This is a genomic window from Streptomyces sp. NPDC059788, assembly GCF_042732265.1.
Classification (GTDB): Bacteria; Actinomycetota; Actinomycetes; order Streptomycetales; family Streptomycetaceae; genus Streptomyces.
The window spans coordinates 39,386-53,972 of sequence record NZ_JBHWHY010000021.1 but is presented as its reverse complement, the minus strand read 5'-3'; the positions used below and the strand labels follow the sequence as shown (position 1 = coordinate 53,972).

Below are 14,587 nucleotides of genomic sequence, written 5' to 3'. Positions count from 1 at the left end.
CTCATGAAGGCACTTGTCCTCTCCGGAGGCACCGGCAGCAGACTGCGGCCCATCACCCACACCGCCGCCAAACAACTCGTCCCCGTCGCCAACAAGCCGGTGCTCTTCTACGGCATCGAGTCCCTGGTCGCCGCCGGCATCACCGACATCGGCATCATCGTCGGGGACACCGCCGCGGAGATCCGTACGGCCGTGGGCGACGGCTCCGGCTTCGGGGCCCGCGTCACCTACCTCCCCCAGGAACAGCCCCTCGGCCTGGCGCACGCCGTCCTGATCGCCCGCGACTGGCTGGGCGACGACGACTTCGTGATGTACCTCGGCGACAACTTCGTGGTCGGCGGCATCACCGAACTCGTCGGCGAGTTCCGCGCGGCCCGCCCCGACGCGCGCATCCTGCTCACCAAGGTCCCCGACCCGAGCGCCTTCGGTGTCGCCGAACTCGACGCCGAGGGCCGCGTCCTGCGCCTGGAGGAGAAGCCCGCCGAGCCGCGCAGCGACCTCGCCCTGGTCGGCGTCTACCTCTTCACCCCGGCCGTGCACGACGCCGTACGGGCCATCCGGCCCTCGGCGCGCGGCGAACTGGAGATCACCGACGCCCTCCAGTGGCTGGTCGACGCGGGCCGCACCGTGCAGTCCACCGTCATCTCCGGATACTGGAAGGACACCGGAAACGTCACCGACATGCTGGAGGTCAACCGCACCGTGCTGGAGGGCCTGCCGCCCGCCGTACTGGGCGAGGTGGACGGCGACAGCGAACTGGTCGGCCGGGTCCGCGTCGAGGCCGGGGCCAGCGTCGTACGGTCCCGGATCGTGGGGCCCGCGGTCATCGGCGCGGGCAGCGTCGTCCGCGACTCCTACATCGGCCCGTCCACCTCCGTCGCCGACGGCTGTGTGATCAGCGGCAGCGAGGTGGAGTTCTCCATCGTCCTGGACGACTCCCGCATCGAGAACGCCGGCCGGATCGAGGGCTCCCTCATCGGCCGCATGGTCCGCATGAGCGGCGCCGCCCGCGCGCCCCGCGCGCACCGCCTGGTGCTCGGCGACCACAGCCAGGTGCAGATCGCGCCCTGAGGTCCGGGCCCGCGCCTCCCCGTCCCCCTTTCCCCTTCTTGGACTGACGCCTTGAGAATCCTCGTCACCGGCGGGGCCGGCTTCATCGGCTCCCACTTCGTCCGCACCCTGCTCGCCCCCGAAGGCCCCGGCAGCGGGCCGCACGTCACCGTCCTGGACGCGCTGACCTACGCCGGCGACCGCGCCAACCTCCGCCCGGTGGAGGGCGACCCGCGGTTCTCCTTCGTCCACGGCGACATCCGCGACCAGCCGCTGGTGGACTCCCTGCTGGCCGGACACGACGCGGTGGTGCACTTCGCCGCCGAGTCGCACGTGGACCGTTCCATCGCGGGCGGCACCGACTTCGCCGCCACCAACGTCCTGGGCACCCAGATCCTCCTGGAGTCCGCCGTACGCCACCGCGTGGCCCGCTTCGTCCACGTCTCCACCGACGAGGTGTACGGCTCGATCGCGGAGGGCTCCTGGACCGAGGACGCGCCCCTGGCCCCCAACTCCCCGTACTCCGCCACCAAGGCCGGCTCCGACCTCCTCGCGCTGGCCCACCACCGCACCCACGGCCTGGACGTGTCGGTGACCCGCTGCTCCAACAACTACGGCCCCTACCAGCACCCCGAGAAGGTCATCCCGCTGTTCGTCAGCAGGCTGCTGGCCGGCGGGCGCGTACCGCTGTACGGCGACGGGCTGCACGTCCGCGACTGGCTGCATGTCGACGACCACTGCCGGGCGCTGCGCCTGGTCCTGGAGGGCGGCCGGCCCGGCGAGGTCTACAACATCGGCGGCGGCACCGAACTGAGCAACCGCGACCTCACCGCACGGCTGCTCGCCGCCTGCGGCGCCGACGCGGACCGGATCGAGCGCGTCACCGACCGCAAGGGCCACGACCGGCGCTACTCGGTGGACTGGACCAAGATCCACGACGAACTCGGCTACACCCCGCGCCACTCCTTCGAGGACGGACTCGCCGAAACCGTCGCCTGGTACCGCGACCACCCCGAACGCTGCGCGCCCCCGGCCGACGGCACCCACGCCGCCGCCCCGGCACCGGCCCTGGGCGGTGCCGCCCGGTGAACCGCTGGCTGATCACCGGTGCGAGCGGCATGCTCGGCCGCGAGATGTGCCGCCTGCTCGCCGCCGAGGGCGAATGCGCGCTCCCCCTCGACCGCCGGTCCCTGGACCTGACCGACACCCACGCCGTGGAGTCCGCCCTGCGGCGCGTCCGACCCGCCGTGGTCGTCAACTGCGCCGCCTACACGGACGTGGACGCGGCCGAGACCCACGAGGAGCAGGCCCGGCGCGTCAACGCCGACGCGGTACGCGGGCTGGCCCGCGCCTGCGCCCGCAGCGGCACCCGGCTGCTGCACCTGTCCACCGACTACGTCTTCGCGGGCGACGCCACCACCCCGTACACGGAAGGCGCGCCGACCGGACCGCGTACCGCATACGGACGCGGCAAACTCGCCGGCGAACAGGCCGTACTGTCCGAACTTCCGCACACCGGCACCGTCGTCCGCACCGCCTGGCTGTACGGCGCCCACGGCCGCAACTTCGTCCGGACCATGGCCGAACGCGCCACCCGGGGCGCCACCGTGGACGTCGTGAACGACCAGACCGGCCAGCCCACCCCGGCCCGCGACGTGGCCGAGCGGCTGCTCGCCCTGGGCCGCGGCCCCGCGCGCCCCGGCGTCTTCCACGCCACCGCGGGCGGCCTGACCACCTGGTACGGGCTGGCCCGCGAGGTCTTCCGGCTGGCCGGCGCCGACCCCGACCGGGTACGGCCCACCGACAGCACCACCCTGGACCGCCCCGCCCGCCGCCCCGCCTGGAGCGTGCTGGGCCACGACCGCTGGGCCGCCGCCGGGATGCCCGCGCCCCGGCACTGGCGCGCCGCGCTCACCGCCGAATTCGCCGCGGTGACCGCGGCCCTGGAAGGAGGGGTCTCATGCGCCCGCTGAGCATCGAAGGAGCCTGGGTCCGCGAACCACTCGTCCACCGGGACGACCGCGGCTCCTTCCACGAATGGTTCACCCAGCCGGAGTTCACCGCCGCCACCGGCCGCGCCCCGGTGCTGGCCCAGGCCAACTGCTCCGTCTCCCGCCGCGGCTCGCTGCGCGGCGTGCACTTCAGCGAGGTGCCGCCCGGCCAGGCCAAGTACGTCACCTGCGTACGCGGCGCCGTACTGGACGTGGTGGTGGACCTGCGCACCGGCTCCCCCACCTACCGCGCGTGGGAGGCCGTCGAGCTGGACGAGGACGGGCTCAGCGCGGTGTACCTCTCCGAAGGCCTCGGCCACGCCTTCATGGCCCTGACCGACGACGCCACCGTCGTCTACCTGTGCTCCACCGGCTACCAGCCGCGCCGCGAACACGGCGTCCACCCGCTGGACCCGGCCCTGGGCATCGGCTGGCCGGCCGGCGTCGACCCGCTGCTGTCCCCCAAGGACAGCGCCGCGCCCACCCTGGCGGAGGCCGAGCGGCTGGGCCTGCTGCCCTCGTACGAGGAGTGCGTGCGCCACCGGGCCGCCGCCCGGGAAGGCAGCGCCGCGTGACGACGACCGCTCCCGCGGCGCGCACCGCGCCGCCCGCCCCGGCGGCACCGCCCGCCGGGCGCCGGGCGGTGCGGGCCGGCGGGCTGCTGCTGGGGCTGGCGCTGCTGGCCGTCGTGGTGCTGGCGAGCATCGCCGTCGGCGCCAAGGCCATCCCCCTCGACCAGGTGTGGCACGGCCTGTTCGGGCCGACCGGCACCGCCGACGACCGGATCGTGCGGGAGCTGCGGCTGCCGCGTACGGCGCTGGGCGTCGCGGCGGGCGCCGCCCTCGGGCTGGCCGGCGCCGTGATGCAGACCCTCACCCGCAACCCGCTGGCCGACCCCGGCCTGCTCGGCGTCAACGCGGGCGCCTCGGCCGCCGTGGTCACCGCGATCAGCGTGCTGGGCATCACCTCCTTCACCGGCTACCTGTGGTTCGCGCTGGCGGGCGCCGGTGTGGCGGCCGTCCTGGTCAACGCGCTCGGCGGCAGCCGGGCCGCCACCCCGGTACGCCTGGCCCTCGCCGGCACCGCCGTCAACGCCGCCCTCTTCGGCTACGTCAACGGGCTGCAACTGACGGACCTGGGCGCCCTGGAGACCATGCGGCACTGGTCGATCGGCACGCTCGCGGGCCGCCGCGGCGACCTGCTGCTGTCCGCGCTGCCGTTCCTGCTGGCGGGCGCCGTCATCGCGCTGGCGGTGGCCCGCCCGCTGAACACCGTGGCCCTAGGCGAGGACACCGCCCGCGCCCTGGGCGCCCGGCCCGGCCGGACCCGGGTGCTGTCCATCGTCGCCATCACCCTGCTGTCCGGCGCCGCGACCGCCGTGTGCGGGCCGATCGGCTTCGTCGGCCTGATGATCCCGCACGCCGTACGGGCCTTCTGCGGCCCCGACACCCGATGGCTGTTCCCCTACTGCGCGGTCTTCGCGCCCGTCCTGCTGCTCGGGTCCGACATCATCGGCCGGGTGCTGGTGCCGCCGTCCGAGATCGAGGTCGGCGTGGTCACCGCGTTCTGCGGCGGCCTGGTCTTCATCCACCTCGTCCGCCGACGGAAGGTGGCCCAGCTGTGACCGCCGTACGCACCCCCGCCACGCGCCGGCCGGCGCCGCGCCCCGCCGTCCTGCGCACCCGCGGCGGACTGTCCCTGCGCCTGGGACGGCGCGCCCTGCTGGTCTGCGCGGCACTGGCGCTGACCGGCACCCTCGTGGCCGTCCTCTCCCTGGGCATGGGCAGCTACCGCCTGTCCCCCGCCGAAGTCGTCGCCACCCTCTTCGGGGACGGCCCGCCCGGCGCCGACTTCGTCGTGGTGGACCTGCGGCTGCCCCGGGTGCTGGACGGGCTGCTGGCGGGGTTCGCGATGGGCATGAGCGGCGCGGTCTTCCAGTCGCTGGCCCGCAACCCCCTCGGCAGCCCCGACGTCATCGGCTTCGGCAGCGGCGCGTCGGCCGGCGCCCTCGTCTCCGTCATCCTCCTGGAGGCCGGCACCGCGCAGATCGCCGTCGGCGCGGTGCTCGGCGGCCTGGCCACCGCCGCCGCCGTCTATCTGCTGGCCTGGCGCCGCGGCGTGCACGGCTACCGGCTGGTGCTCGTCGGCATCGGCGGCTCGGCAGTCCTGGGCTCGCTGACCAGCTATCTGTACGTACGGGCCGACATCGGCAAGGCCGCCGAGGCCGCCACCTGGATGATCGGCAGCCTCAACGGACGCGGCTGGGCGGACGTGAGTGTGGCCGCGCTCGGCGTCGCCGCCCTGGCGCCCGCCGTCCTGGCCCTGGCCCGCCGGCTCACCATGCTGGAGATGGGCGACGACACCGCGGCGGCGCTGGGCGTCGCCCCGGAACGCAGCCGCCTGGCCCTGCTCGCCGCCGGCACCGGCCTGACGGCGCTCTCCGTCGCGGCCGCCGGTCCCATCCCGTTCGTCGCCCTCGCCGCACCCCAGCTGGCCCGCCGCCTCACCCGCTCGCCGGGCCCCAACGTGCTGCCCGCCGCCTGGATGGGCGCCGTCCTGGTCACCCTCGCCGACTGGGCCGCCCAGCGCGTCTCCGGCACGGCCATCCTGCCGGTGGGCGTGATCACGGGCGTGGGCGGCGGCGTGTATCTGGCCTGGCTGCTGTTCCTGGAGCGGAGGGCGGGGAAGGTGTGAGGCCCGCGGCCGGCGCGCGGCCGTGCGCCGGCCGCTTCCGGGGGCCTCCCCTGCCAGAGCTGGCCGGAACGGTCAGAACCGGAACTGCCAGGGCTGTCAGAGCTGTTCCGGGCGCCGCTCGGTCAGCCCGTACTTCTGCGCGATCGGGTTCCACAGCTTCGCCGCCTGCTGCTTGGCCTTCGTGGCCCGGCCGCTGTCCGCGTTGCCCTGGGCAGGCTCCTTGCCGCCCCGGGCCTTGCCCTTGGGACAGCCCTTCTTGCCCTTCACCTGGCCGGCCCAGGCCGCGTAGTGGTTGTCGGCCGAGGCGGAGGACTTCCACGCCTCGTTGAGCGAGGCGGTCAGCTCGCCGCCGGCCGGCAGCTTGTCGACGGACAGCTTGCCCAGGCGGCTCACCAGGTCGTTGCGCTGCTGGGCGGCCTCCCGGAGGTCCTGGGCCGCACCGTCGAGGTTGTCGCACGACTTGATGCTCTTGACCGCGCCGATCACGGCGGAGCGGCTGTTGTTGCTGTCCTTCAGGAGCGCATCGAGGTCCTTGGCCTGCGCGGCCACCGGGTCGGCGGACGGCGGCTGCTGCCCGCCCGCCTTGCCGTCCTTGTCGCCCTTGCCGTCGTCCGCCGCGCCGGACGGGCCGCCGGCGCCCTCCTTCTTCGTGGCGGGGCCGTCGTCACCGCCCCCGCTGAGCGCGTAGCCGACACCGAGACCGGCGCCCGCCAGGGCGACCACGGCGACGCCGATGACCACGGCGGGGGCGAAGCGCCGGCGCCGGCCGCCGTCGTCCGGCTCGTGGCCGTACTGCGGCTGCCCGTGCGGCGGCCGGCCGTAGGGCGGCTGGCCGTACGGGCCCTGCGGCTGCTGGTCCGGCTCGTCGAAACGGGGCAGCTGCGCGGTCGCGTCCGGGACACCGCCCGGCGTCCCGGGCGGCACCGCGCCGCCGGGGCCGGAGCGGAACAGGCCGTCGAACTCGGCCGGTGTCGCACGGTCACCGGGCTCGCCGGGCCGTACGCCGAAGGGCGCGCCGGGCGGCGGCGCGGGGGTCCCGGCGCCGATCGGCGGTATGAACTGGGTGGCCTCGGAGTCGGCACCGGACGGCGCGGACTGTGCCGGGCCGGGCTGCGGGCCGTCCGGCTTGATCGCGCGCAGCGTACGGGTGGACTCGCCGGGCGTTTCGGGGCGTCCGCCCGCAGGACCCCCCGCCTCCGGCGGCATCGGCGCGGCACCGGGCATCGGGCCGGGCTGCCCGGCCCCGGCACCCGCGCCCGTCCGACCCGGCCGTCCGCCGACCGGGCGCAGCAGCGCCGTCGATTCGGGGTCACCGGCGGCGGGCGGCATCGGCGCGCCGGCCTGCGGCGTCGCGGGGACGAGCTGCCCGTACGGCTGCTGCCCCCCGGCGGGCGGCGCGCCGGTCGGGCCGCCCGCCTGCGGGTCGAACGGCGATATCAGCGCGGTCGCTTCCATGTCCGGGGACGGGGGCGGCGCCTGGCCGGGCTGTACCGGCTGGCCGGGATGCTGTGCGGGCTGTCCCTGGGGAGGCAGCGGCATGGCGGCCGGGGGCTGTTGCTGCGGGAACGGCGGCTGCGACTGCGGCTGCTGCTGAGCGGGCGGCGCCGTCGGAGGCGCCGGAGGCATCGGCTGGGCAGGCTGCTGCGGTGCGGGCGGCGGCTGTTGGGCGAAGGGGGCCTGGCCGTACGACGGCTGCTGGGCGGGCGGCGGCTGCTGCCCGAACTGCGGCTGCTGCCCGTACGACTGCTGCCCCTGGCCGAACGACTGGTCCTGACCGTAAGACTGCTGATGGCCGAACGACTGATCCTGCCCGTAAGACTGCTGCCCGAAAGGCTGCTGGCCCGGAGCCTGCTGCTGGCCGGGGGGCTGCTGGCCCTGCGGCGGCTGTCCGTAGGTCTGTCCCTGGGGCGCCTGGCCCTGCACCGGCTGCCCCTGTACCGGCTGGCCTTGGACCGGCTGCTGACCTGGGGCCGGCGGCTGCCCCGGCACCGGCTGTCCGCCCGGATTCTGCTGCTGATCGGGGCCCCAGGGCTGCCCCCACGGCTGGCCCGCGGGCGGTGCGGCCTGCTGGCCGGGGACCCACGGATCACCGTGAGCGGGCAGCACAACGCCCTCTCGCGCGGGCCCGCCCGCAGGATTGTGCGGGTCGCTGCCCTGTCCGCTCTGCGTCACCGGGACTCCTACGATCTGCTGACTTACGGAAGCGTCGGCTCACGCTACCGGGTCGCAGTCACGTTCGACCATGTCCCCTGGTCACCGCCCGTACGAGGCGCCGCACGAGGCGCCGCACGAGCCACCGCGGAAGCCTGCGGCACGGCATCGGGAGGGCCACGGCGAGGCCCCCGGGCGGGCTCCGGCGACGGCGCCGTGGGGAGGTGCCGGGCGGGCCCTGCGCGGCCCGCCCGGCACGGAAGGACGAGGCGGCCCGGACGCCGACCAGCCCTCCCCCGGCGGTCGCGGGCCGCGAGTCGCTACGCGGCTGCCCGCAATTCCAGCCGGGCACCGAACTCCCGCACCACCGGCTCGTCCCGGTACGGCTCCAGCCGCAGCTGGAAGTCCTCCAGATATTCCGCGCCGCGGTTCGAGCGCAGCTTGCCCAGCAACTCGACCGCCTGGGTGCCGGTGTGGCACGCCAGCTCGATCTCGCGCTGCTGCACCTGTGCGCTGGCCAGCAAAACCAGCCCGATGGCGCGGCGGCGCGCCCGCCCTTCGGGGTGCCCGTCCACCGCCTCCTGCGCGCGCTGGCGCGCCGCACTCGCCTGCCCCAAGTCCCGGTGGCAGTGCGCGAGTTCGTCGGCGAGGTAGGCCTCGTCGAAGTGGGTGATCCACGCCGGGTCGTCCGCGGTGCCGGAAGAGCCGCCGGCCCGCTCCATCGCGCCCACCGCCCGGCCCGCCACGACCTGGAAGGCCCGCGCGTCGCCCATCAGGGCGTGCCCGCGCGCCTCCGCCGCGAAGAACATCGCCTCCGCGCGCGGCGTGACGTGCCCGCGCGCGCCTTCCTGCGCGGCCTTCGCGAGCTGCGCGATCTCCCTGGGGTTGCCCAGCGAGGCGGCGAGGTGGCTCATGCTGGCGGCCAGCACATAGCCCCCGTAACCGCGGTCCCCGGCGGCCTGGGCCAGCCGCAGCGCCTGGATGTAGTAGCGCTGCGCCAGTCCCGGCTGTCCGGTGTCGACGGCCATGTAGCCGCCCAGTTCGGTCAGCCGGGCGACCGCCGCGAACAGTTCACGGCCGACCGCCTCCCGGTACGAGCCGGCCAGCAGCCCGGAGACGACGCTGTTGAGGTAGTGGACGACGACCGGCCGGACGTGGCCGCTGCCGTAGCGGTGGTCCAGCTCACCGAGGGCCGTGGTCATGGCCCGTACGGCTTCGACGTCCGAGATGCCCACCCGGGCACCGGCGTTGCGCGCCACCTGCGGGTCGGCGCTGGTGATGAGCCAGTCGCGGCTCGGTTCGACCAGCGCGGACGCGGCGACGGTGGAGCCGCTGAGGAAGTCCCGCCGCCCCACGTCGCTGCGCCACAGCTCACAGACCTGTTCGATGGCGCCCAGGACCGTGGGCGAGAACTGCAGGCCCACACCGGACGCGAGGTTCTTGCCGTCGGCCATCCCGATTTCGTCGATGGTGACCGTGCGCCCCAGTTTGCGCCCCAGTGCCTCCGCGATGATGGCGGGGGCCCGGCCGCGCGGCTGCTGGCCGCGCAGCCAGCGGGCGACGGAGGTCTTGTCGTAGCGCAGGTCGAGGCCGTGCTCGGCGCCGCACATGTTGACGCGGCGGGCGAGTCCGGCGTTGGAACAGGCGGCTTCCTGAATGAGCGCCTGCAGCCGTTCGTTCGGCTGCCGCGCGACGAGTGGCCTGGCGGCCATGCTGCACCCCCTGATTACTGCTGCGCGTTCACCAGCGAACGCCGTACCCATTGATCAATTCCCCGCGCATATGCCGGATATCCGGGATATCTCAGATGTGCGTCATGTCCGCCAAAGCCTTGACATTCCGGTGTTGTGGCGATCGGACCGACCGGCCGGCGGATCGCTCCGCCGGATTGCGGTGTCCGGTAGGTCCCGCTGCCGCGGTTCCGGGTGCTGCCTCTCGGGCCTGGCTCCTGCTGCTCCGGTCTTCGGTGGGACGGGGATTCCGGGGAATCGACGGAACCGGGGTACGCCGGGCGGTCTCTCCGCCCGTCACGCAGGTGGCTACCCGTTCTCCCGTCGCTACCCCGCACGCGCCCCCGCACGTGCATCCATGCGCCCCACGTGCGGGAACGATGCGCCGGGGCGGTGGACGTGTCGGCCGTAACCCTTGGTGACAGGGGAAGTTGTCCAGCACGTGGAAGACACCATCGGAGTCACAGGAGCCTCTCGGGTACCGGAGCAGCGTGGCGAGCTGTTGATCGAAACTGCGGTGCGTTACGCGGAAGAGCGGCATTGGGACGTCTTGCCCGGCGCATGGCTCGAAGACGACGGCGAGGTGCCGCGCTGCTCGTGCGGCGCACCCGACTGCGCCGCGCCCGGCGCGCACCCGGCGGTCCCGGGCTGGGCCGGCCACGCCACGGGCAGCGCGACGGCCGCCCGCCGCCTGTGGGGCAGGAATCCACGGGCCTCGATCCTGCTGCCGACGGGCCGTACGTTCGAGGCGCTCGACGTGCCCGAGACGGCGGGCTGCCTGGCCCTGGCCCGGATGGAGCGGATGGACCTGCCGCTCGGCCCGGTGACCCGCACCCCGGGCCGCCGGATGCTCTTCTTCGTCCTCCCCGGCGCCTCGGTCAAGGTGCCCGACCTGGTACGGCACCTGGGCTGGGCGCCCTCCTCGCTGGACCTGGTCACGCGGGGCGAGGGCGACTACGTCGCCGCGCCGCCGACGCGGGTGGGCGCGCACGGGGCGGTGCAGTGGGTGCGCCAGCCCACCGCCGCCAACCGGTGGCTGCCGGACGCGGACGAACTGATCAGCCCGCTGGCGTACGCCTGCGGGCGGGAGGCCGCGGCGGCCCGCGGACGCTGAGGACGGGGCGGCGGAGCCGCACGAGGCGCGTCGCCCCGCCCCCGTACCCGAGCGTGTGCGCCCGGAGCGCGACAAGCAGCGCACGCCCCCTCCCGGCACCGCGCGCCCGGCCGTTCGGCCGCACCGGCCCCGTCGCACACCCGCCCGTATCGTGGGATGAACGGACGGGGGCACGACCGGCCCCTGCGGGGACGTGGAAGGGCAGGCCCGGTGGCCAACGAACCGGAACACATCGACCAGCCGGCCGGAACGGCCACACCACCGGACGGCCCGCCCGCCCGGGAGGACCGCGGCGGCCCGCCCGCCGTGCGCGTCCAGGGGCTGTGGAAGAAGTACGGCGAGCAGGTCGCCGTCGCGGGAATCGACCTGACACTGCCCGCGGGCCGCTTCATCGGCCTCGTCGGCCCGAACGGCGCGGGCAAGACCACCACCCTGTCGATGGTGACCGGCCTGCTGCGCCCGGACGCCGGGCAGGTGGAGATCGGCGGCCACGACGTGTGGCACGACCCGGTCGCGGTGAAGTCCCGCATCGGCGTACTGCCCGAGGGCCTGCGCCTGTTCGAGCGGCTGTCCGGCCGCGAACTCCTGGCCTACATCGGGCGGCTGCGGGGGCTGCCCGGCGCGGAGGTCGACAAGCGCGCGGACCAGCTGCTGGAGGTACTGGACCTGTCCGGCGCGCAGAACAAGCTCGTCGTCGACTACTCGACCGGTATGCGCAAGAAGATCGGCCTGGCGGCGGCGCTGCTGCACAATCCCGAGATCCTCTTCCTGGACGAGCCGTTCGAGGGCGTCGACCCGGTGTCCGCGCAGACCATCCGCGGCGTCCTGGAGCGCTACACGGCCTCCGGGGCCACCGTCGTCTTCTCCAGCCATGTGATGGAGCTGGTGGAGTCGCTGTGCGACTGGGTGGCGGTGATGGCCGGCGGGCGCATCAGGGCGGACGGCCCGCTCGCGGACGTACGCGGCGACGCGCCGTCCCTCCAGGACGCGTTCCTCGAACTGGTCGGCGCCAACGGCCGCGCGGCCGGCCAGAACCTGGACTGGCTGGGTGGCGGGAGCGCCCGATGACCGCCCCCTCCGCCTCCGCCGCGCCCGCCCGCACGCCGTCCGGGGACCGGCACACCGCCTCGGGTGCGTCGCTGACGCCGGTCCTCGTCCGCCTCAAGCTGTCCCTCCTGCGCAACGGCCTGCGCCAGTCGACCGGCCGGGCCGTCGCGTACGTGGCGTCGCTGGTGCTGTCCCTGCTGTTCGCCGCGGCTGTGCTGCTCGGCCTGGTCGCCCTGCGCGACGTCGAGCACGCGGGCGCGCTGGGCGTGCTGCTCGCCGCCATCCTGGCGCTGGGCTGGGCGGCGATGCCGCTGTTCTTCCCGTCGGCCGACGAGACCCTCGACCCGACCCGGCTGGTCATGCTGCCGCTGCGGCCGCGCCCGCTGATCGTCTCGCTGCTGGTGACGTCGCTGGTGGGCATCGGCCCGGTCTTCACCCTGGCGCTGGCCGTCGGTTCAGTGATCATGATGGCGCACAGCGCGGGCGCCGCCGTCGTCGGCGTCCTCGCCGTCGTCCTGGTCGTCCTGGTGTGCGTGGCGCTGGCACGGGCCGTCGCCACCGCCAACGTACGGCTGCTGACCAGCCGCCGGGGCCGCGACCTCGCCGTACTGAGCGGCCTGTTCGTCGCGATCGGCGGGCAGGGCGTGAACATCGGCACGCAGAAGCTGTTCGGGTCGGGGGCCGGGCTGTCCGCCCTGGAATCCACGTCCGACATCCTGCGCTGGGTGCCGCCCGCCTCGGCCGTGGACGCGGTACGCGCGGCGAGCGAAGGCTCGTACGGCCGTGCCGTACTGGGCCTGGCGCTGGCCGCGGCGGCCCTCGGCCTGCTGCTGTGGTGGTGGAGCCGCACCCTGACCACGGTGATGACCTCGCCCGACTCCTCCACCCTCCAGGCCGTCGAGCAGGACAGCGCGCGCAAGCGGCGCTCCTCGGGCGGCGGACTTCAGCGGCTGCTGCCGGAGGGCCGTACGGGCACCGTCGTCCTGCGGATGCTGCGCTACGCGTGGCGCGACCCCAAGTCGAAGATGTCCTGGGCGATGGCGATCGGCGTGGGCCTGCTCGTCCCGGTCGTCTCCGCCCTCCAGGGCGGCGGCAGCATCTACACGGCGTTCTCGGCGCCGGCCCTGCTGGGGATGCAGATGTACAACCAGTTCGGGCAGGACACCTCGGCGTTCTGGATGGTCGCCTCGACGATCTCCACGCCCCGCGACGCCTTCGTGGAGCTGCGCGCGCGGGGGCTGGGCCTGGCCCTGGTCGGCGTGCCGTTCGTGACGCTGGTCGTGGTCGGCGCGGCGGCCGTCCTCGGGCCGTGGTCCGCCTTCTTCGACGTCTACGGAATGTCGCTGGCGCTGCTCGGCGCCCTGGTGGCGACCGGCGCGATGGCCTCGGTGGTGTTCCCTTACTCGATCCCCTCGGAGAGCAACAAGAACATCGCGGCCGGTCAGGGCGCCGTCGCCTGGTTCAGCCTGCTCGCCGGAATGCTGGCGAGCGGCGTGCTGGCCGCGCCGATGATCGGACTGATGGTGTGGCTGCACGTGGCGGGCCTGCACAGCCTGCTGTGGCTGCTGCTGCCGGTGGGGGCGGCCTACGGGGTGGGCATCGCGCTCCTGGGGATGCGGGTGGCCGCGCCGCGGGTGGCGGCGCGACTGCCGGAGATTCTGGTGGCGGTCAGCAAGGGGTGAACCGGAGGGCGGGAGCGGGGGCCCGGCCCGCTCCCGCCCGGCGCCCCGCACCCCGCACCCGGCGCCCGGCGCCCGGCGCCCGGCCATCGGCCCTCGCTCAGGCGGAGTGGTGCCCGTTCAGGGCCGCTTGTTCCTGTTCCGGGGTGTAGCCGAGCGGGAGCGGGGGCTCACCGCGGGAGCGGTCCCAGGCCAGGACGTCCGCGGCCGTCACCGCCAGCGGAGTCGCCGGGAGGCCCGCCCGGCGGGCGCGTGCCGCGCTGCGCTGCTGAGTGGGCCAGTCCGGGCGTACGAGGGGGAACATGGGCGGCGCGCCGTCGGGAGCCACCGGCACGATCTCGACCTCGGTGCCCGCCACCCGGGCGCAGATCTCGATCAGTCCGCCGAGGGTCGTCGGCTCGGCGGGGCCCACCGCGTGGAAGGCGCCGGGGCGGTCGTCGCAGATCAACTGCACGACCAGCCGGGCCAGATCCCGCGAGTCGACGATCTGCACCGGCTGGGCGGGGTCGGCCGGCAGCGCCACCCGGCCGCCGCGCGCGGCACGGCGCACCCAGTACGTGAACGTGTCCATCGAGTCGTGCGGTCCGGCCACCTTGCCCGGCCGGACGATCGTCGCCCGCGTGCCGTACCGGGCCGTCACATCGTCCTCGCAGGCCACCTTGAGCGGCCCGTACGTGGCTTCGCTCAGCTCCTCGGTGTCCCGTACGGGCGGGCGGCGCGGGGTGTCCTCGTCGCCGCCCGGGGCCAGGCCGGTGCGTTCGTAGACCGCGTGGCTGGAGATGAACACATACCGGCCGACGCGGTCGCCCAGCGCGTCCATGGCCTGTCCGACGTGCCGCGGGACGTAGCCGCTGACGTCCGCGACGGCGTCCCAACTGCCGTCCGACAGCGCGGCGTAGTCGCCGGTGTCGCGGTCGCCGACGAGCCGTTCCAGGCCGGGGAAGAGGTCCGGGTTGGTGCGGCCCCGGCCGAACAAGGTCACCTCGAAACCGGTGCGCAGGGCATCCTCGACGATGGCCCGGCCGACGAATGACGTACCGCCAAGAACAAGAAGACGCATGGCCGACGACACTAGCGAGGTTCCGGGGGGCTCGGCAGATCCTTGACGGGTGGGAGGAGGGGGGAGGCCGG

At 74.7% G+C, this 14,587-nt stretch carries 12 protein-coding genes; 9 read left to right on the top strand and 3 right to left on the bottom strand.

The window, feature by feature from the left end:
- Positions 1-3 precede the first annotated feature (3 nt).
- Genes ACFV57_RS19840 through ACFV57_RS19815 form a run of 6 tightly spaced genes read left to right on the top strand, consistent with a single transcriptional unit; the run spans position 4 to position 5,735 of the window.
- Positions 4-1,071 (top strand): glucose-1-phosphate thymidylyltransferase, encoded by a 1,068-nt coding sequence (locus ACFV57_RS19840; protein WP_385233577.1) that lies wholly within the window; start codon positions 4-6, stop codon positions 1,069-1,071.
- Positions 1,072-1,122: 51 nt separating this feature from the next.
- The gene (gene rfbB / locus ACFV57_RS19835; RefSeq protein ID WP_385233574.1) at positions 1,123-2,139 is read left to right on the top strand and encodes a dTDP-glucose 4,6-dehydratase; all 1,017 of its coding nucleotides are present in this window, start codon (positions 1,123-1,125) and stop codon (positions 2,137-2,139) included.
- Positions 2,136-3,023, top strand: coding sequence for a dTDP-4-dehydrorhamnose reductase (gene rfbD / locus ACFV57_RS19830; RefSeq protein WP_385233571.1), 888 nt, complete (start codon positions 2,136-2,138; stop codon positions 3,021-3,023). Before rfbB ends, rfbD begins: the two co-directional genes overlap by 4 nt.
- Entirely contained in the window at positions 3,011-3,616 is a 606-nt protein-coding gene (locus ACFV57_RS19825; protein WP_385233568.1) for a dTDP-4-dehydrorhamnose 3,5-epimerase family protein, read from the top strand. The genes rfbD and ACFV57_RS19825 overlap by 13 nt, the downstream gene beginning before the upstream one ends.
- On the top strand, positions 3,613-4,665 hold the full coding sequence (locus ACFV57_RS19820; protein WP_385233564.1) for a FecCD family ABC transporter permease: 1,053 nt from the start codon (positions 3,613-3,615) through the stop codon (positions 4,663-4,665). The genes ACFV57_RS19825 and ACFV57_RS19820 overlap by 4 nt, the downstream gene beginning before the upstream one ends.
- Positions 4,662-5,735, top strand: coding sequence for a FecCD family ABC transporter permease (locus ACFV57_RS19815; protein ID WP_385233561.1), 1,074 nt, complete (start codon positions 4,662-4,664; stop codon positions 5,733-5,735). The genes ACFV57_RS19820 and ACFV57_RS19815 overlap by 4 nt, the downstream gene beginning before the upstream one ends.
- Positions 5,736-5,831: 96 nt before the next feature.
- Here ACFV57_RS19815 and ACFV57_RS19810 read toward each other — a convergent pair whose 3' ends face one another.
- Together ACFV57_RS19810 and ACFV57_RS19805 are read right to left on the bottom strand one after the other, a co-directional pair.
- A complete protein-coding gene (locus ACFV57_RS19810) occupies positions 5,832-7,907 on the bottom strand; it encodes a hypothetical protein (protein ID WP_385233558.1) in 2,076 nt (691 codons plus the stop codon).
- Between the two features lie 299 nt (positions 7,908-8,206).
- A complete protein-coding gene (locus ACFV57_RS19805) occupies positions 8,207-9,598 on the bottom strand; it encodes a transcriptional regulator (protein ID WP_385233555.1) in 1,392 nt (463 codons plus the stop codon).
- Between the two features lie 460 nt (positions 9,599-10,058).
- Here ACFV57_RS19805 and ACFV57_RS19800 point away from each other — a divergent pair, with 460 nt between their 5' ends.
- The 3 genes from ACFV57_RS19800 (at position 10,059) to ACFV57_RS19790 (ending at position 13,459) form a co-directional block, all read left to right on the top strand.
- Entirely contained in the window at positions 10,059-10,730 is a 672-nt protein-coding gene (locus ACFV57_RS19800; protein WP_385233552.1) for a bifunctional DNA primase/polymerase, read from the top strand.
- A gap of 210 nt (positions 10,731-10,940) precedes the next feature.
- The gene (locus tag ACFV57_RS19795; RefSeq protein WP_385233549.1) at positions 10,941-11,798 is read left to right on the top strand and encodes an ABC transporter ATP-binding protein; all 858 of its coding nucleotides are present in this window, start codon (positions 10,941-10,943) and stop codon (positions 11,796-11,798) included.
- The gene (locus tag ACFV57_RS19790) at positions 11,795-13,459 is read left to right on the top strand and encodes a transporter (RefSeq protein WP_385233546.1); all 1,665 of its coding nucleotides are present in this window, start codon (positions 11,795-11,797) and stop codon (positions 13,457-13,459) included. The genes ACFV57_RS19795 and ACFV57_RS19790 overlap by 4 nt, the downstream gene beginning before the upstream one ends.
- Before the next feature lie 97 nt (positions 13,460-13,556).
- Here the strand turns inward: ACFV57_RS19790 and ACFV57_RS19785 are convergent, their stop codons facing one another.
- On the bottom strand, positions 13,557-14,516 hold the full coding sequence (locus tag ACFV57_RS19785) for an NAD-dependent epimerase/dehydratase family protein (RefSeq protein ID WP_385233543.1): 960 nt from the start codon (positions 14,514-14,516) through the stop codon (positions 13,557-13,559).
- Positions 14,517-14,587: the final 71 nt, after the last annotated feature.